This is a genomic window from Mesorhizobium sp. M1143, from assembly GCF_040318435.1.
Taxonomy (GTDB): domain Bacteria; phylum Pseudomonadota; class Alphaproteobacteria; order Rhizobiales; family Rhizobiaceae; genus Mesorhizobium.
Window position 1 is genome coordinate 22,626 of the sequence record NZ_JAMYMJ010000021.1, and the last position, 17,910, is coordinate 40,535.

General features: G+C 63.7%; 11 protein-coding genes. 2 read left to right on the forward strand and 9 right to left on the reverse strand.

Annotated features, from left to right (window positions below; all coding sequences use genetic code 11):
- Positions 1 to 21: 21 nt before the first annotated feature.
- The 5 genes from NKH35_RS16130 to NKH35_RS16150 all read right to left on the reverse strand — a co-directional run bounded on the left by NKH35_RS16130 (position 22) and on the right by NKH35_RS16150 (position 9,852).
- Positions 22 to 1,533, reverse strand: a complete 1,512-nt coding sequence (locus NKH35_RS16130) for a malonate--CoA ligase (protein ID WP_031261916.1) — start codon at positions 1,531 to 1,533, stop codon at positions 22 to 24.
- A gap of 269 nt (positions 1,534 to 1,802) precedes the next feature.
- The gene (locus tag NKH35_RS16135) at positions 1,803 to 2,540 is read right to left on the reverse strand and encodes a GntR family transcriptional regulator (RefSeq protein WP_023732580.1); all 738 of its coding nucleotides are present in this window, start codon (positions 2,538 to 2,540) and stop codon (positions 1,803 to 1,805) included.
- Positions 2,541 to 3,034: 494 nt separating this feature from the next.
- Complete coding sequence (gene rpe, locus NKH35_RS16140) at positions 3,035 to 3,712, reverse strand: ribulose-phosphate 3-epimerase (protein WP_023684266.1); 678 nt, start codon at positions 3,710 to 3,712, stop codon at positions 3,035 to 3,037.
- 304 nt (positions 3,713 to 4,016) lie between these two features.
- The gene (locus NKH35_RS16145; protein ID WP_352915354.1) at positions 4,017 to 7,889 is read right to left on the reverse strand and encodes a DUF7929 domain-containing protein; all 3,873 of its coding nucleotides are present in this window, start codon (positions 7,887 to 7,889) and stop codon (positions 4,017 to 4,019) included.
- Between the two features lie 10 nt (positions 7,890 to 7,899).
- A complete protein-coding gene (locus tag NKH35_RS16150; protein ID WP_352915391.1) occupies positions 7,900 to 9,852 on the reverse strand; it encodes an NHL repeat-containing protein in 1,953 nt (650 codons plus the stop codon).
- 501 nt (positions 9,853 to 10,353) lie between these two features.
- Between NKH35_RS16150 and NKH35_RS16155 the strand changes: the two genes are divergently transcribed.
- Together NKH35_RS16155 and NKH35_RS16160 are read left to right on the forward strand one after the other, a co-directional pair.
- Positions 10,354 to 11,946 carry an ABC transporter substrate-binding protein gene (locus tag NKH35_RS16155; RefSeq protein WP_023732583.1) on the forward strand — a complete coding sequence of 531 codons (1,593 nt, stop codon included), beginning with the start codon at positions 10,354 to 10,356 and terminating at the stop codon, positions 11,944 to 11,946.
- A gap of 6 nt (positions 11,947 to 11,952) precedes the next feature.
- Positions 11,953 to 12,816, forward strand: a complete 864-nt coding sequence (locus tag NKH35_RS16160) for a hypothetical protein (RefSeq protein WP_023732584.1) — start codon at positions 11,953 to 11,955, stop codon at positions 12,814 to 12,816.
- A 6-nt stretch (positions 12,817 to 12,822) separates the two neighbouring features.
- Here NKH35_RS16160 and NKH35_RS16165 read toward each other — a convergent pair whose 3' ends face one another.
- The 4 genes from NKH35_RS16165 to NKH35_RS16180 all read right to left on the reverse strand — a co-directional run bounded on the left by NKH35_RS16165 (position 12,823) and on the right by NKH35_RS16180 (position 17,908).
- A complete protein-coding gene (locus tag NKH35_RS16165) occupies positions 12,823 to 13,758 on the reverse strand; it encodes an alpha/beta hydrolase (RefSeq protein WP_023732585.1) in 936 nt (311 codons plus the stop codon).
- A gap of 129 nt (positions 13,759 to 13,887) precedes the next feature.
- The gene (locus NKH35_RS16170; protein ID WP_023732586.1) at positions 13,888 to 14,670 is read right to left on the reverse strand and encodes a carnitinyl-CoA dehydratase; all 783 of its coding nucleotides are present in this window, start codon (positions 14,668 to 14,670) and stop codon (positions 13,888 to 13,890) included.
- Entirely contained in the window at positions 14,663 to 16,741 is a 2,079-nt protein-coding gene (locus NKH35_RS16175; protein WP_352915359.1) for an acetate--CoA ligase family protein, read from the reverse strand. The genes NKH35_RS16170 and NKH35_RS16175 overlap by 8 nt, the downstream gene beginning before the upstream one ends.
- Before the next feature lie 3 nt (positions 16,742 to 16,744).
- The gene (locus NKH35_RS16180; protein ID WP_023694246.1) at positions 16,745 to 17,908 is read right to left on the reverse strand and encodes an acyl-CoA dehydrogenase family protein; all 1,164 of its coding nucleotides are present in this window, start codon (positions 17,906 to 17,908) and stop codon (positions 16,745 to 16,747) included.
- Between the last annotated feature and the right edge of the window lie 2 nt (positions 17,909 to 17,910).

The window sequence follows — 17,910 nt, forward strand, 5'->3', positions numbered from 1 at the left end:
AAGACATTAGCCGGCTATGGATTAGCCGTAGAGACCCTTGTAGGTCTCGCGCAGCAGGTTCTTCTGCACCTTGCCCATCGTGTTGCGCGGCAGCTCGTCGACGAAGATCACCTGCTTCGGGTGCTTGTATTTGGCCAGTTGGCCGGCAATGGCGCCAACGATCTCGGCCCCGGTGATCTGCGATGCCGGCGCCCGCACCACGACAGCGGTGACGCCTTCGCCGAAATCGGGATGGGCAATTCCGATGACGGCACTTTCCAAGACGCCGGCAACGGCGTCGATCTCGCTCTCGATCTCCTTGGGATAGATGTTGTAGCCGCCGGAGATAATGAGATCCTTGCCGCGGCCGACGATGTGGACGTAGCCGTCCGCGTCGATGATGCCGAGGTCGCCGGTGATGAAGAAGCCGTCCTTGCGAAACTCCGCCTTGGTTTTTTCCGGCATGCGCCAATAGCCGGAAAAGACATTCGGACCTTTGACCTCGATCATGCCGACTTCACCCTGGCCAAGCGCATCGCCGCTGTCAGGGTCGGCGATGCGCAGCGAAACGCCGGGCAGCGGGAAGCCGACCGTGCCGGCCCGACGCTCGCCCTTATAGGGGTTCGACGTGTTCATGTTGGTCTCGGTCATGCCGTAGCGCTCGAGAATGGCGTGGCCGGTGCGCTCGCGCCAGGCCTTGTGCGTTTCGGCGAGCAGCGGCGCCGAGCCGGAAACGAACAGGCGGATGTTCTTCGCCGCCTGGGCATCCAGCCCGTCCTGCTGCAGGAGCCTGGTATAGAAGGTCGGCACCCCCATCAGCACTGTCGCGCGGGGCAAGAGCGAGACGATGCGGCCGGCGTCGAATTTCTGCTCGAACAGCATCGAGGCGCCGGCCATCAGGGTGACGTTGGTGGCGACGAACAGGCCATGCGTGTGGAAGATCGGCAGGGCATGGATCAGCACGTCATCCCCGGTGAAACGCCATTGCTCGACCAGCACGCGCGCATTGGAGGCCAGGTTTTCGTGGCTGAGCATGGCGCCCTTGGAGCGTCCGGTGGTGCCCGATGTGTAAAGGATTGCGGCCAGATCGTCCGGCCCGCGCGCCACGGCGTCGAAATCCGTGGGCTGTTGTGCCGCCAGTTCGGTCAGCGAGCCCTCACCATTGCTGCCAAGCGTGAAGGTGGCAGCACCCGACGCCTGCGCCAACGGCGCGATAGCGCCGGCGCGGGCCGGGTCGCAGACGACCAGCCGCGGCTCGGCATCCCCGAAGAAATAGCCGAGTTCGGCCAGCGTGTAGGCGGTGTTGAGCGGCAGGAAGACCGCGCCGGCGCGCAGGCAGGCGAGGTAAAGGAAAATGCATTCGGGGCTTTTTTCGACCTGCACGGCAACGCGGTCGCCAGGCTCGACGCCGAAATGCCTCAGCGCATGTGCCAGCTGTGCCGATTGCGCCAGCATGTCGCGATAGGCGATCGCGCGTCCGTCATCGGTCGCCATCAGGATGCGCTCGGAGGCTGAAATCCGGCTGCGGAACGCGTCGAACAGGTGATTGGTCATGCGCCTTCCCTAGAGCATGATGCCGAAAAGTGTGAAGCGGTTTTCGGAGGACATGCTCTACCCTTTGATTTAGCCGGATGATTTCAGGTCGATTCGGCCTGAAATCATCCGGCTCCAGCGCATGGCCTTGGAACAAAGGAAACGATTTCGCCTCCGTCCGGCAAAAACGTGAAATCGGGTTTGCCGCCGATCAGATGAAGGCAAGCGGACTTGGATAGCGAGCGATTTTGGATAGCGGGCGGATTTTGGATAGCGGACCGGAAGCGCTTCTATCTGCGGCTGCGCAGCGCCTTGGTGGCGCTCACGCGTGGATCGCCGCTGTCGTTGAAGCGCTCCATGCACATGGCTGCCGTGAGACGGTAGTGGCTGAGGAGGGCTTCAACGGCGCCATCGGCATCGCCATCCACCGTGCGCTCCGCAATTAGCCGATGTTCACTGATTTCGTCGCGCTCGCTGCCGTCCTGGGAGATCAGCCGGTAGCGGGAGGCCTGATCCGAAAGCTGGTCGCAAAAGCCGGTCAGCCAATGCGAGCGGCAGCCTGCGATCAGTGCCCGATGGAAGGCGCGGTGCAGCTTTTCCCATTCCGGATTGTTCGAGGACGGATCCTCCGGCAAGCGGCGCGGGGCACGCGCCAGGCGATGCAAGGCCAGCACGAGCTGCTCTTCCCATTCGCCGGTGCGGTTGGCAATGGATTCACGCAGGGCCCGCTCTTCCAGCCAGCAGCGAGTGCGCGTCAATTCCTCAAGTTCCGGGGCACTGACCGGCATGATGAAGAAACCGCGCTGGTCGTGGCGGCCGAGCAGACCCTCCGAAGCAAGTCGGTTGAGGGCCTCGCGAACCGGTGAGGCGCCGGCGCCGTAACGGGAAACCACCCATTCGACACGAAGCTTGCTTTCACTTTCAAACACGCCGCGCAGGAGATCGTCGCGAAGCTGTTGATAGACCGTACTAGCGAGTGTGCTCTTGGGTCCCGCGCCTTCGCTCACATCGGTAGATCCGTAGGTCAATATGACTCCTGTAGCTCTCCCAAGCTCCGCTAGCCCGTTCGCGAAGCAAACGATTTCCCGTGTGAATCTACTGTAGCTCCTAAGGCATCCGCCCCTCAAGCGAAAGATCACGATATTCGACTTAAAGAGGAAGGTTGACCGCATCTTATCCGCCGGAAGTAACTAAAATCGTGAAAAACTTGTTCTTCTGAAGAAAGTTTGTCTCCCAGCATGGCAGGTGCCCTCGAGAGACAGCTTCGAGATCCCGAATACGGATAATTTTGTCTTAACGCGCGTCATGCCGCCGGATTGACCTCTCCCCGCATGCAGATCCCTTCGGCAGTTATCCACTAGGTTTATGGGCCAAAACTAGTGCCGGATGCCGCGATCCTGTCGCGTGCCGCGATGCCCTTGCGGCTGCCACCCGTTGACGGCTTCTTGGGAGATCGAAGGATCAGGCAGGGAGATCAGGCCGAGGAGAACCGACCAGCCGGGAACTTGCTCTGGAACTGATGTCAGCCGGCAGCCCGGTCGGCCGCGGTTCGGATGGCTTCTATATTGGCCCGGTAGGCTTCGACGCTGCCGCCCTTGAAGATGGCGGCGCCTGCCACCAGCACATCGGCGCCGGCTGATGTGACAAGGGGGGCAGTTTCCGGCGACACGCCGCCGTCGATCTCGATGCGAATCGGCCGGTTTCCGATCAGCGCTTTCACCCGCTTGACCTTGTCGACCATGGCCGGGATGAAGGCCTGCCCGCCGAAACCCGGATTGACGGTCATGATCAGGATCAGGTCAAGCCGGTCGAGCACATATTCGATCGCACTTTCCGGCGTCGCCGGATTGAGCGATACGCCGGCCTTCTTGCCGAGACCCTTGATGGTCTGAAGCGAGCGGTCGAGATGCGGTCCGGCCTCGGCATGCACGGTCATGCCGTCGCAGCCGGCATCGGCAAAGGCGGCCAGATAAGGATCGGCCGGCGCAATCATCAGATGGCAGTCGAAGAAGGCCTTGGTGCGGTTGCGGATGGCCTTGATCACCGGCGGGCCGAAGGTGATGTTGGGCACGAAATGCCCGTCCATCACGTCGAGATGGATCCAGTCGGCGCCGGCCGCCGCCACCGCCTCGACCTCGTCGCCGAGCTTCGAGAAATCCGACGCCAGCACCGATGGCGCGATCAGGGTCTTCCTGCTCATGATGCGGCCCCTTTGGGCGCCCTGTTTGCGGGCGCGGCCTTGACGACTGCTAGAGCAATTCCAGGAAAAGTGGGAACGGCTTTCCGTCCGGAATTGCGTCAAAACAAAGAGATAGAGCGGTTCGGCGTTTCCACGAAACGATGAACTGCTCTAGACCATGATCCCGAAAAGGGAAAGTCGGTATTTGCTGCGGCCGGCAGCGGGTTCGGCGAATACCTGGCCGCCCGATCGCCGCAGCGCGCCCAAGGAAAAACCCCGCCGGATCGCTCCGGCGGGGTTCTGAGTTTTGACTCGTATCCAGATCCTATGGCTTGAAGTTGGCCGCCGGATCCCTTTGCGGCTGTACCTGCGTCTGCGGCGTGCGCTTCGGTATGAACTGCTGAAGGACACCTGGATTGAGCAACAGGGTCGGATCGAGCGACGGCTGCTGCCGGATCGCCCTGCAGTTCGGGAACCGACCAACCGTGCCTTCGGGGCAGCGCCGCTTGATGATCGGCACGCACTGGCCGCCGACCATCTGCGAGCCCGGGGCGCAGTCTCCCACCTGCGGCCTCGGCTTGCGGCACGCGCCGTCGATCGCCTGGGTGCCGCGCGGGCAAACACACTCGCCGCGCTTGTTGTGCACCTGGCCGCGTATGTCGCACTGTTCCAGCACAGGCTTCTTCTGCCGGCAGGCATTACCTTGCACCTCGGTACCCCGCGGGCAGACACAATTGCCATTGGCGTCGTGGACCTGGCCGCGGATCGAGCACTGCTCGGGCTTCGGCCGGATCGGCCGGCAGACCTTGCCCCTGACTTCTGTGCCGTCCGGGCAGACGCAATCGCCATTGGCGTTGTGGATCTGACCACGGACCGAGCACTGTTCAGGCTTTGGCCGGATCGGCCGGCAGGCTCCATTGCGCACCTCTGTCCCACGCGGGCAGACACAATCGCCATCGGCGTCATGAACCTGGCCGCGTATGCTACACTGCTCGGGCTTCTGCTTGTCGCGCACGCAGGCATTTGCCTGTCGGTCGAGATGCGTACCCTCCGGGCAGTAGCAGCCATTGCCGTCCGACGTCGGGACCGAACCGGGGATGGTGCAGCCAGACTTGTCCGGCTTGACGCAAGCGCCGTTCTCAAGTTCGGTTCCGCGTGGGCAGACACAGCGTCCATCCTCGGTGCGGATCTGGCCCTTGAGCAGCACGCAGGGCCTCGGATCCTTCGGCTGGATGATGACGCCGCCGTCGGGCGAGCACTGGCCGTTGCGGAACGTCGTGCCTTCCGGACACACGCACCGGCCGGCATCGTTCATGACGAAGCCTGGCGAACATTCCTTCTTCACCTCGCGCTTGATGGTGAAGGGATGGCAGGCATAGGCCTTGCCGCGATCGCCCTGGACGTTGGTCAGGTCACCGGGCAGTACGTCGCCGCCGCCTTGCACCCTGGTGTCGGGAGACAAGACGCCGACGCAGTTCTGGCCGCTGACGTTGCCCCGCAGATTGACCAGGGGAGCGTCGGGAAGGACCACGGTGACCTTGTGCACATGGCTTTCCCCGGCGCCGAGCGTCAGGTTGGCAATGCAGGTCAACGGCAAGGTCGTCGGTTCGGGCGAGCAGCCAAAGGGCGGTTCGATCGAGGTGATCGCGACGCCTTGCAGCCGCCCCAGCCCGTCCACCCCGATCGCATCGCCGATGCGGACCGGACCGGAGAAGGCGGTCTGGCCATCATTGGTGATGGTGATCTCGAACGAGCAGGGTTGCCCCGGCTGGCACTCGGCATCGCCGGTCTTCTTGACGCTGACGGTGGACGTGCCGCCGCCCTTGGCGCAGGCCTGGCCGATCGGGTAGACGACGTCGTCTCCAGGGGCCGGGCCGTATGAGCCGCGTGCGCAGTTCTCGAACGCGCCATTGGCCAAGACCGTCACGTCGAAGTGCCTGGAGGTTCCGGGCGTCATCGCGGCGCCGGGTATCTGGCATGACAGCGCATTGGCCGGAACCGCTCCGCAGGCCCATTCCGCGCCGTCGGGTGTGACGGTCTGGATCTGGACCGGCGCGCCACCCGATATCAGCGTGGCAGCATCGTTGACCCGCACCGGACCGGTGGGGGCAGAGGTGCCAAGGCTGATGACGGTGATGCGGCAGGAAACCACCGCCGCACCGGCGAGCGAGCCATTGCAGACCTTGGTGATGCGTAGGGTCGGCTTGCCGCCATTGGGATGACGGAAGCGTTCCTTGGCGCAGGCCTTGTTGTTGGTGAGGTCGACCTCACCGGGGACGGGCTTCAGCGCCGCGCAGTTCTCGACCGAATCCGACTGGTAGCCGGCCGGCATGACCGCCTTGACGACGATCGGCGTCGATGCGCCCGGCATCAGCACGATCCCGGCATTGTCGCAGCGGAACTGGCCGGGACCGTTCGGTCCGCATGTCCAGGGCGGAGACGGGCCGAAGGTCGAAGAGGCCGGCGCGCCGCCCGGGTAATTGTCGACAACCGTCAACGGCCCATTATAGGGGACGCTGCCATTGTTGATGATGTCGATCACGAAGTAGCAGATGCCGTCGGGCGTGCAGACCGGGATGCGGGCACGCTTCTTCAGGATCAGGTCGACCTTCTTGTCGACCGGGGGCCGGCAATCGCGGTCGCGGTCGCCACGCCGGCAGATCGGGATCGAGGCACAGCCGCGATCGTTCTGCTGGCTGCCGAACAGCGGCTTGCCGCTGGCGCCGTAGTTATAGGTGGCGCAGTTGCGCAGCGCGCTGCCTTGCCAACCACCCGCCGGCTTGAAGCCGAGCTTGAGGTTGATGGAGGCCCCCGGATTGAGCGTGGTCACCGGATAGGTGCACGTCATCGGGGTCACGCCGGGCATGCATACCCAGGGCGGATTGGGCCCTGAATCCAGAGTCGAGCCGGCCGGCAGCGTCACCTCGTCGAGCACGATCTTGCCGTGATACGGCCCGTCGCCGACATTGGTGACCTTGATGGTGAAGTCGCAGCCGCCGCCCATCGTGCAACGCGTCGCGTCGGCGCGTTTCTCGACCTTGAGGTCCGGTTCCTTGTCCTTGGGCGGACATCTCAAGTCACGCGGGATGACGATGTCGATGGTCTGCGTGCAGCATAGTCCCCAGCCCTCCTTCGGGCCGGCATAGGTCTCGATGCCGGTGACGATGAGGTGGATGACGTCGCCGGGCGACGCACCGACGATCTTCCAGTTCAGCACACCGCCGCCCGCCGGCACCAATTGCGTGTCGGGGATGATGGTGATGCCTGGGGTCGTCGTCGATACCTGCACCCATTTGCCGCCCATCTCCGGGCCGACAGGCATGTGGTAGATGAACGCGCCGCCGCCTTGCATGCAATCGACCGTGCCGCGCTCCACCTTGAAACATTCCCGGTCGGGAGGCGGAGGCCGCTTGTCACAATTGGTGAGGTCGATCTTGATCGAGGTCTTGGCCCCGGTCTTGTAGTCGCCGTCGTCGGGCTTGCCCGGATCCTGCGACGGGATGATGGCCCCCGTGCCGACGCCCGGCGTCACCTTGATCATGCCCTGGTTGTCGACGATGGTCGGCGAAGGAAACGCCGCATGGTCGATCTTGGCGGTGATCTTGAAATTGATGACGCGTTCATTGCCAGCCCCAGCGCCGTCGAGATCGGTGGTGGAAATCCGGAAATCGGAAACCGTTGCCGTATCGTTCGGATTAGCCGAGGTGCTGATTGTCGCACCCGGCAGCGGTCCGCCAGACGCATCCGTGCCGTCGCCGGACACGTTGACGTTGACGATCGCAAGACCGTGCGGAAGCTGATCCTTGAAGTCGAGTTGGAGTTTCTTCAGCCTGGCCGAAAAGCTTGGGTCGGCAAAGCCTTGCGAGTCGCCGCGCAGGCCAAAGCTCAGGGAGTAGACGACGTAGTCGCAGCTCCTCTGTGTGCCTGTTTTGGTGAAGAACGGCACGATCCGTTCCGGCCTCGGATTTACGATTTTTGAATTGTCGAGGTCGAGCCGCAGTTCCGGAGTGATCGGGACTGCATCTTCGGCGTGGCTTGCCACAGGGGTGAACATGGCGACCGCGATACCGGCCGCCATCAGCCAGCGCGCGCCGCGCCTGGCATATGACAGGGGTTTCATGATGGTCTCCATGACGGTTGGCTGCTTGCCGGTGGATTGACTGCTGTTCGCGGTCGGGGAAAGTGCGAGATTTTTCATCTTCCCCTCCTCAACGTTCGCAGCTGACGGCTGGGGTTCTGAGCGGCAAAGTCATCTTGCAGCAAGGGTAGTAGCCACCCTTGTCCTTGTCGGACTGCCTGTAGAAGCAAAGTCCAACATCGACTCTGTCGCCCGGAGAATGGCCGGTGATGTCGACCGTGTAAGGCTTGCCGGGAGCATGCGACTGGGGTGATGTCACCCCGACGCCTGGTGTCATGGACTGGACTTTGATCGAATCGCCGCCAAAGCCGGCATGGTCATGGAGATAGAGGTCGGCCTGGAGGCCGCGAGGCGTGCAGTAGAACTGAACATCCTCGATATCGATGCACGGAGGCAGATCGCCGGGCGGTGGGAAGCCCGGCGGATAGAACGGCGGCAGATAACCGCCTGGGATCTCTTCATAATAGCCGGCACGGCCGTCGCAGGGGTGCCAGACCTCGACGTCGCCGACATGGCCTTCCACTTCTGGGTCTTCGAAATAGCCGTCGAAGTCGACGAACCACGAGCCGAAAGGCGGCACGTTGGCCGGCTTGACCAACGGCGTCGGCGTGATCTGCACGCCGTGCACGGCAAGCGGCCCGCCGGCGGCGAGCTGGTCGGCAAGTGTCGGGTTGTCGCGCAGCTTGTCGCCGGTGTTGACCAGCGTGTCGGTGCACACGCCGGTGTCGAGATTGCCGTCGGCGTCATAGCCATATTGCAGGTCGAGCCCACCGGCCGACTGCCGGTTGCCTTGCGGGAAGCCGACCGCATATTCCTGCGGCTCTTCCACCCAGACCGATTCCGTCGCCGGATCGTCCGGGTTTTCGCGCCAGTAGCGGATGACCTCGCCCTTGCCGGAATCGGCGAACTGGCTGTAATCGTAGCGATTCTCGACCGGGCCGCGCTGCGCCAGATACATGAAGCCCTGGTTGTCGAAGGCGATGTCGGTGACGGCGTAGTCCTTGTCGGCCTTGACCGTCAGCTCCCAGCGCGGATCACCGGCAAAGCTGCCATCGCGGGCAATGCCAACCGACCAGATCTCGGCCTTTTCGCCGACCGAATAATAGAGCCGGCCGCCATGATAGGCGACGGACCAGACGCGGCGTTCGTCCTGCGTGTAGCCCCATGTGTCGGGGTCTTCCGAGTCGAAGGCAGCACCCTGTATGTCCATCACCGCACCGTCATCGGCGACGGGAGCCAGCCCATGCGCCGGCCGCCCGGCAACGCCGTGATCGAATGTGTCGATCAGCGTGCCGTTGGCGTCGAGGCGGTGGATGAAGCCCGTGTCGAGGTCGCTGGCGAAGAACTCGCGGTGATTGCTGTCGAAGCTGATGTCGCCGATGCCGGAACCGCTGTTGGTGTCAATGTCGGCGAATTTGGAGACCGCGCCGGTGATGCCGTCGATCTTCCAGATCGTGCCCGGACCGCCACCGCTTTCGGTGCCGAACTGGCCGTCCATGAAGACGGCGCCTGCGGTTCCGCGGCGCTGTCGCTCGGGCCGACCGTCGGCATCTTCGTCCGGGGTGACGATACGGATGCCGTGCAGCGAGGTCGCGCCGGCATAGAGGTTGGGGACGCCCGTGGGAACGCCGTCGCGCACACCGTCATCATAGGTAATGGCGAACACCTGGCCGATCTGTTCGGCCGTCACCTCGAAAGGCGGCGGCGTGTAGACGAGCTGGCCGGAAGCCGGTCCGCCGAGCGCCGAAACGTCGAAGACGCGCAAGGTGGCGCGCGTCGTGTCGATGAAGGTTTCGTCGACCGGGTCGACGCCGGGCGGCAGCCCCCCCCTTTCGGAATCGGCAGAGTCGAAATTGGGAATGACGGTGCCGGAAAATCCGGTGACCGCCATCGAGCCGGGATAGACGATCTGGGTTTCCTGCGCTTGGGCGGCTGTGCCCAACCAGAGCGTGGCGCTCAGCGCCAGGGCAAGCAAACCGCCGCCCAGATGGAGCGAACGGCGGAAACCGCTTGGAAACGACATGGACGCGCCGCGATAGCAGGACATAAAACTCCCCCCGAAGTTTTCGGGAGGAACATCCGGTCCGGCCGCGCGAAACAGGGCAAGGCGCGGCGTTCCGGCACGTTCGTCCCTGATCGAATTGTCTGCTTTCCTCATCTTCACGATACGCCTGCTCCTGCGCAGGGTCAACGGAATCAGCCGAAAGCCCAGCGCATCGACTCCATCCCGAAGGCGGTGGTCGCGCTGAGCTTGCGTTGGTCCCGGAGACCGTGGAGCCTCTGGGGTCCTGGTCATGGGGCATCCTTTCCGGCCCGCACCATGCGGCGCCTGGTCGTCAGTCGCCGGCTGGAGCAGAAAGGTTCATGCAAAACGGCGGCCGGGTCTGTCCGCCATTTCACAGAGGCGCGGCTAATTCCTTGTGTCAACTCAGGTGGAAAACAGTCTTGGCGCGCGAAAGACCGGCCGGCTTACTTACCGTCAGTGCCGGCTTCTGCTAGCGTCTTCCCAACCCTGGGGGGTATCATGACACGCAGGCACTTCGTTCTATTGCTGGCGGCGCTTTTTCCATGTGCGTTGCCGGTCCATCAATCCTTAGCCAAGACCTTGGTCTACTGCACCGAGGTTAGCCCCGATACGTTCGATCCCGCACTCGCCTCCGGATCCCGCGACGCCTCGGCCACCGCTCTCTATAACCGCATGGTCGAGTTCGAGCCCGGCACCACCAAGGTGCGCCCCGGCCTTGCCGAAAGCTGGGAGATTTCCGACGATGGCCTCACCTACACGTTCCACCTGCGGCAGGGCGTGAAATTCCACAGCGTCGAGGGCTTTACGCCTAGTCGCGACTTCAATGCCGATGACGTGCTGTTCACCTTCGACCGGCAGGCCAACGCGCAGAACCCGTTCAACAATTACGCCAAACGCCAGTACATTTACTTCGACGGCATCGGCATGCCGGATCTTGTCGCCGGTTGGCGCAAGCTTGACGACCATACTGTGGTGATGACGCTGAAGGCGCCGCATTCGCCGATGCTTGCCGACCTGGCGATGGATTTCGCTTCGGTCGTTTCCAAGGAATATGCCGACAAGCTCGTCGCAGAGAAGCGGCTTCTCGACCTGGCGCTGAAGCCGGTCGGGACGGGTCCGTTCCAGCTTGTCGACTACCAGCAGGATGCAGTCATCCGCTACAAGGCCAATCCGGACTACTGGCGCGGCAAGCCGAAGATCGACGATCTCGTCTTCGCCATTGCCACCGATGCCAGCATTCGCATGGAAAAGCTGCGCGCCGGCGAATGCGATCTCATGCCCTATCCAAATCCGGCCGACCTGGAGGCGATCAAGGCGACGCCCGGAATCAAGGTCATGCGGCAGGAGGGCCTCAATACGGGATACCTCGCCTTCAACACCTTGCAGAAGCCCTTCGACGATCCAAGGGTGAGGAAGGCGATCGCCATGGCCATCGACACGCAGGCGCTGGTCGACGTCGTATTCCGCGGCACCGGCGAAGTCGCACGCAATCCGCTGCCGCCAACCTCCTGGGCCTATGACAAGACGAGCCCCGATCATGTCTTCGACCCCGCTGCCGCCAGGCAGGGGCTCGCCGATGCCGGCGTAAAAGACCTGCACATGAAGATCTGGGCGATGCCGGTGCAGCGTCCGTATAACCCGAATGCGCAGCGTATGGCCGAAATGATCCAGTCCGACCTGGCAAAGATCGGTGTCACCGTGGAAGTCGTGACGTATGAGTGGACTGAATACCTTGCCCGCTCGAAGTCACGCGACCGCGACGGCGCCATGCTGTTCGGCTTCACCGGCGACAATGGCGACCCCGATAACTTCCTGTCGGTGCCGCTTGGCTGTGCCGGCGTCGGCACCACCAATCGTGCCAACTGGTGTTTTCCGGCCTTCGACGATCTGCTCAAGCAGGCAGCCGGGATCGTCGATCCCGCTGCCCGCGCAAAACTCTATTCGCAGGCGCAAACGATCTTCAGGGAGCAGATGCCGTGGGTCGCTATCGCCCACTCCGTGGTCTCGATCCCGATGCGCGAACAGGTGACGGGCTATGTCATGGATCCCTTTGATCACCACGATTTCTCGGGCGTCGATATCAAGGAATAGCGTTCGGTGTCTGCCGCAGATCTCGATGTCTATGTAGAGAGCCTGCGCAATTTCCGACTGGTGCGGAGCTATAGCATCGCGCAGTTGCTGCCTTACCTGGAACAGGCTGGATTGAAAGTGCGCCTGCTCGACCGGCCAGCCGGCCGAGATCGGGCGCCGGTGGCCTTTCTGCATGTCGACCTGACAGTCGTGCCGCCACCGTACCGCGGTCTCGGCCACCTCTACGACCGCACCATCAATGGCCGCGCGCTGTCCATCCACCGGCACCTTTATTCGACACTGAAGCTGGAGGCCGGCGACAGCCACAAGGGGCCGGTTGTCGTCAAGACGGTCCTCAACTCCAGGGGCCGACCAGAGCAGCGCTGGTGGCAGCATCGCAACGGCCTGACCAGGAGCGCGCATGCCATCCGCAAGCTCTTCGAACCCGGCTACAAGGACCGCCTGTGCCCGCCCTATAAGGTCTACCAGACGATCGGCGAGGTTCCGCGGGATGTATGGCGCAACAATCGCCTGATGGTGGAAAAGTTCGCTTTCGATACGCTCGACCTGCCCATCGTCAAGCACCGCTACATGTTCCTGCTCGGTGCCGAGGTCAACATGCGGCAGGTCTACGACGATGTGTTGTGCGCCGGCTCAAAAATCCTGAGCAATGAGGTGGGCGGCGCCGTGCCACCGGAAGTGCTGGCGGTGCGGCAGCGGCTCAACCTGGACTTCGGCGCCATCGACTATTTCATTGTCGATGGCAAAGGCGTTGTCGTGGATGCCAACAAGACCGTCGGCTCAAACCCTGAATGGCTGAAGAAGAATCGCTTTCGTCAGGAATTCAACGATCGCATGGCTGAGGAACTGATCGCCTTTGTCCGCGGTTGAGCCGGATCACCAGATCCAGTCGCCTTTGCCCAGCACGGAAACCGCCTCGACAATGCGGCTGAAGGAGGCGCGGGCCCGGCCGACGATGTGCCTGGCCCGGAGATAGCCGTGCACCAGTCCCGGCTCCTCGAACCAGGCGGCATGGCCGCCGGCAGCGAGGACGCGGTCGCGATAGGCCTCGCCGTCCGACGACAGCGGGTCGCATTGCGCGGTGATCAGCACTGTCGGTGGCAGGCCGATGAAGTCTGCGTCGGCCAGTGGATACAAAGTGATGTCGCCGGTCCCATCGAGGCCGCCGGTGCGGACATCCCTGTAGAAGTCGAGATCGCGCACCGTCAGCATCGGCGCTTCCGCATGCGTCAAATAGGAGCCTTGCGAACGGTCACCGCCGAGGCCGGGATAGATCAGCACCTGGCCGATCGACTTTTTGGTATGGCTGCGCGTCGCGTGGGCGAGAGCCGCGCAGAGATTGCCGCCGGCGCTGTCGCCGCAGAGCAAAATAGGGCAGTCGTAGTTTGAGGCCGCCCATTCGAAGGCATGCAGCGCATCGTCGAAGGCGGCCGGGTGCAGATGCTCCGGCGCCAGCCGGTAGTCGATGGAGACCACTTCGAAGCCGGTCCGGGCGCACAGCTCGGCGCAGACATCGTCATGGCTGTCCAGCCCACCGAGGATGAAGCCGCCGCCATGGATGTAAAGCACCATCGCGGCATGGCCCGGTGTCGCGCTGCGATAAATGCGGATCGGGATGTCGTGGGCGGCAATGATTGTCGTTTCCGCCGTCACGCCATCGGGATAGCCGGCAAAAAACTCGCGGCACATCCTGTCATAGATCGCACGCTGCTGGGCGATGGTGTAGTCGATCGTGTCGGGAGGATAGTAGGAGTTGGTCTTCTCGATGAAGGCCCAGGTTTCCGCGTCGATGAGGATTTTGTAGTCGGTCATGCAGCTCCTTTACCTCCCCCTTGATGGGGGAGGTCGCCGCGCCGCGGCCGGGGGGGGGGGGGGGGGTGGGGCATCCCCCCACCCCGGACCTTCGGTCCGACCCTCCCCATCGAGGGGAGGGTAAAGAGGCTACTTCCCCTTCCACACCGGGTCGCGCTTTTCTGCGAACGCACGAAACCCTTCCATATTGTCCTCCGAGCCATACAGCGCATCGACCGTCGCCAATTGCCGGCGCGTCACGCGGTTCATCGCGTCCTGGAAGGTCAGCGCCTCGGCCACCCGCGCCGTCTCCTTGATCGCGGCAAACACCAGTGGCGGACCGCCGGCGAGCAGCCGGGCGATCTCCCAGACGCGCTCCTCGAGCTTGTCCTTGGGCAGCACTTCGTTGACCAGCCCCCAGCGATACGCTTCCGCCACATCCATCCAGCGGCCGGTGAGCAAGAGGTCCATGGCGACGTGATAGGGAATGCGCTTCGGCAACTTGATCGTCGCGGCATCCGCCAGCGTGCCGGCGCGGATTTCGGGCAGGGCGAAGGAGGAATGGTCGGAGGCGAAGATGAGGTCGCAGGACAGCGCCAATTCGAAGCCGCCGCCCACCGCCATGCCGTTGACGCAGGCGATCACCGGCTTGTTCATGTCGCGCAGCTCCTGCAGGCCGGCAAAACCGCCGACGCCATAGTCGCCGTCGACCGCGTCGCCACCGGCGGCTGCCTTCAAATCCCAGCCGGCGCAGAAGAACTTGTCGCCGGCGGTCTTGACGATGGCGACGCGCAATCCGGGATCGTCGCGGAACGCCTTGAAGGTCTCGCCCATCAGCCGCGAGGTCTTGAGGTCGATGGCGTTGGCCTTGGGCCGGTCGAGCGTGACCTCGAGGATGGTGCCCTCGCGGCGGGTGGAAATGACGTCAGACATTCTTCTTCTCTCCCAGCACCAGCAGCGCGTCGGCGATCCAGGCGCCCTTGCCCTCGGCGCAGACGATCAGCGGGTTGATGTCGAGTTCCTCGATCTCTCCGGCATTCGTCTGCACGAAGCCGGCAATGCCCGCGATGGCGTCGATGGCAGCCCCGACATCGGCCTTGGGCCGGCCACGATAGCCGTCCAGCAGCGGAAACAGTTTAAGGCCACGCAGGGCGGCCTCGATGTCGTCGCGCGTCGCCGGCAGCATGAGCGTAACGCTGTCGCGCAACAGTTCGACCAACACGCCGCCGGTGCCCAGTGTCATGACCGCGCCGAACATCGGATCGCGGGTGAAGCCGACGATCAACTCGGCAACGCCGTCGCGCACCATGCGTTCGACATAGAGGCCGGTGCCGAGCGGCAGCAGATCATGCGCCGCCGTGCTGACCGATTCGGCGTCTTTCAGATTGAGCCGCACCGCGCCGACTTCCGACTTATGGGTGACGCCGAGCGCCTTCAGCGCCACCGGGAAGCCGAGCGCCATGGATGAGATGACGGCCTCGACAGCGTTAGCGGCACGTTCGGCCTTCGGCACCGGCAAGCCGGCCTCGATCAGCCGCGCCTTGGCCTCGGCCTCATCAGGCGTGACATGGTCGCCTCCGGCCGCACCTGCAGCCGTGGTGTCGATCGGCTGCGCCTGCGGCTCGGCCCAGGCCCAGCCGATGAAGGCTGCCGCGCCTGCGGCGTCCATGGCCTCGGAAATGCCGAACAACGGCACCATGCCGCGCGCCATCAGTTCGGCGGTATATTCCTCCGGCAGGTTCTCCGGCAGCGAGGAGACGATCGCACCATGCGCCTTGTTGGTCTTCAGCGCCGATTCGAAGGCGCGCAGCGTCGCCCACCAGTCGGTGACCGAGCAGCGGTCGGGGCGTGGAAAGTCGAGCACCAGCATGTTGAGGTCGAAGCCGCCCGACACCATGGCGGTGAAGGTGGCGGTCATCGCCGGTTCGTTGTTCCAGATGAAGGTGTGATAGTCCAACGGGTTGGCGACCGCGACCAGCGGCCCGAGCGTCGATTTGACATGGGCGCGGTGTTTGCTGGTGAGCTCCGGGAAATTGACCCAGCGGCCTTCGGCGCTGTCGGCCATGACAGAGGCTTCGCCGCCCGAGCAACTCATCGATGACAGTCTATAGCCGGGCAGTGGTCCTGTGACGTGCAGAAGCTTCAGCGCCTCGATAAAGGCGGGGATGGAATCGACGCGCGCAATGCCGAGCCGCCGCAGGAAAGCGCCCGAAGCGGCATCCGAACCGGCGAGCGAAGCTGTGTGCGAGACGGTCGCCTGCCTGGCCTGTTCGGACCGGCCGACCTTCATGGCGATGATCGGCTTCTTCAGTTCGCGCGCCCGCGCCGCCAGCTTCTCGAAGCCGGCTACCGAATCGAAGGCTTCGATGTGCAGGCCGAGCGAGGTGACGCGCTCATCCTCGATCAGGCCGAGCGCCATTTCAGAGAGGCCGGTCTGCGCCTGGTTGCCGGCGGTCATCAGGAAGGCGATCGGCAGGCCGCGCTTCTGCATCGTCATGTTGATGGCGATGTTGGAGGACTGGGTGATGATGGCGACGCCTTTGGCGCCTTCGGGCAGCCTGATGCCGCCATGCTGGTCGGGCCACAACAGCGCGCCATCGGCATAGTTGATCAGGCCGTAGCAGTTCGGCCCGATGGTCGGCATCTGGCCGGCCGCGGCCACCAGTTCGGCCTGCAGCCGCTCGCCGTCGTCGTCATAGGCCTCGGTCTCGAGAAAGCCCGCGGCAAAACAGACGGCGCCGCCGGCGCCGCGCTCAGCCAGCGCCTTGATTACCTCGATGGTGAGATGCCGGTTGACGCCGACAAAGGCGGCGTCGGGCGCCCCGGGCAATTCGGCGACCGAGCGATAGGCCTTGCGGCCGGCGACCTCGTCCTTGTTCGGATGCACCGGCCAGATTTCGCCGACAAAGCCCATCTTGATCGATTGGGCGACGACGGCGGCGGCCTGGGCCCCGCCGAACACCGCGATGGATTTTGGGCGCAACAGACGCTCAAGCTTGTGCATGGGTTATGCCCCGAACGGGCGCAGCAGCGCCCGCGAAATGATGTGGCGCTGGATTTCCGACGTCCCTTCCCAGATGCGCTCGACGCGGGCGTCGCGCCAGATGCGTTCCAACGGCAGGTCGTCCATCAGCCCCATGCCACCATGGATCTGGATGGCTTCGTCGGCAACGAAGGCGAGCATTTCGGTAGCCTTCAGCTTCGCCATGGCCATGTCCTGATCGGTGACGGTGCCCTGATCGTACTTCCAGCCGGCTTCGAACACCATCAGGTCCGCCGCCTTCAATTCGGTCGCCATGTCGGCGAGTTTGAACGACACGCCCTGGAACTTGCCGATCTGCTGGCCGAACTGCTGGCGCTGCGCGGAATATTCGATGGCATGACCGAGCGCCCGCTCGGCGCGGCCGAGACAGGTGGCGCCGACCTGCAGGCGCGTGGCGCCGAGCCAGGAATTGGCGACGTCGAAGCCCTTGTGGACCTCACCCAGCACCTGGCTTGCCGGCAGGCGGCAATCGTCGAATTCGAGGATGGCGTTGGTGTAGCCGCGATGCGAGACGTTGCGGTAGCCGTCGCGCACGGTGAACCCCTTGGTGCCCTTGTCGACGAAGAAGGCGGTGATCTTCTTGCGCTTGCCGCGCGGCGTTTCTTCCTCGCCCGAAGCCATGAAACAAATCGCGAAATCGGCAAGATCGGCATGGGAGATGAAATGCTTGGTGCCGTTAAGGACCCAGTCGTGGCCGTCCTGCACCGCGGTCGCCTTCATGCCTCGCAGGTCGGAGCCGGCGCCGGGCTCGGTCATCGCCAGGCAGTCCCACTTCTCGCCGCGGATGCACGGGAACAGGTACTTTTCGCGCTGCTCGGGCGTGCCGGCGAGCAGGATGTTGGAGGGGCGCGCGACGCAGGTCCAGTGCAGCGCATAGTTGGCGCGGCCGAGTTCCTTCTCGTAGAGCAGCCAAGTCACCGTATCGAGGCCGGCGCCACCGACATCGGCCGGCATGTTGGCCGCATAGAGCCCGGCTTCGATCGCCTTGACCTTGATCTCCTCGATCAACTCGCGGCGCAGCACGCCGGTGCGCTCGACCTCGCGTTCATGCGGGTAAAGCTCATTCTCGACGAACGCGCGCGTCGTCTCGACGATGAGCTTCTGTTCCTCCGAAAGACCGAAATCCATGG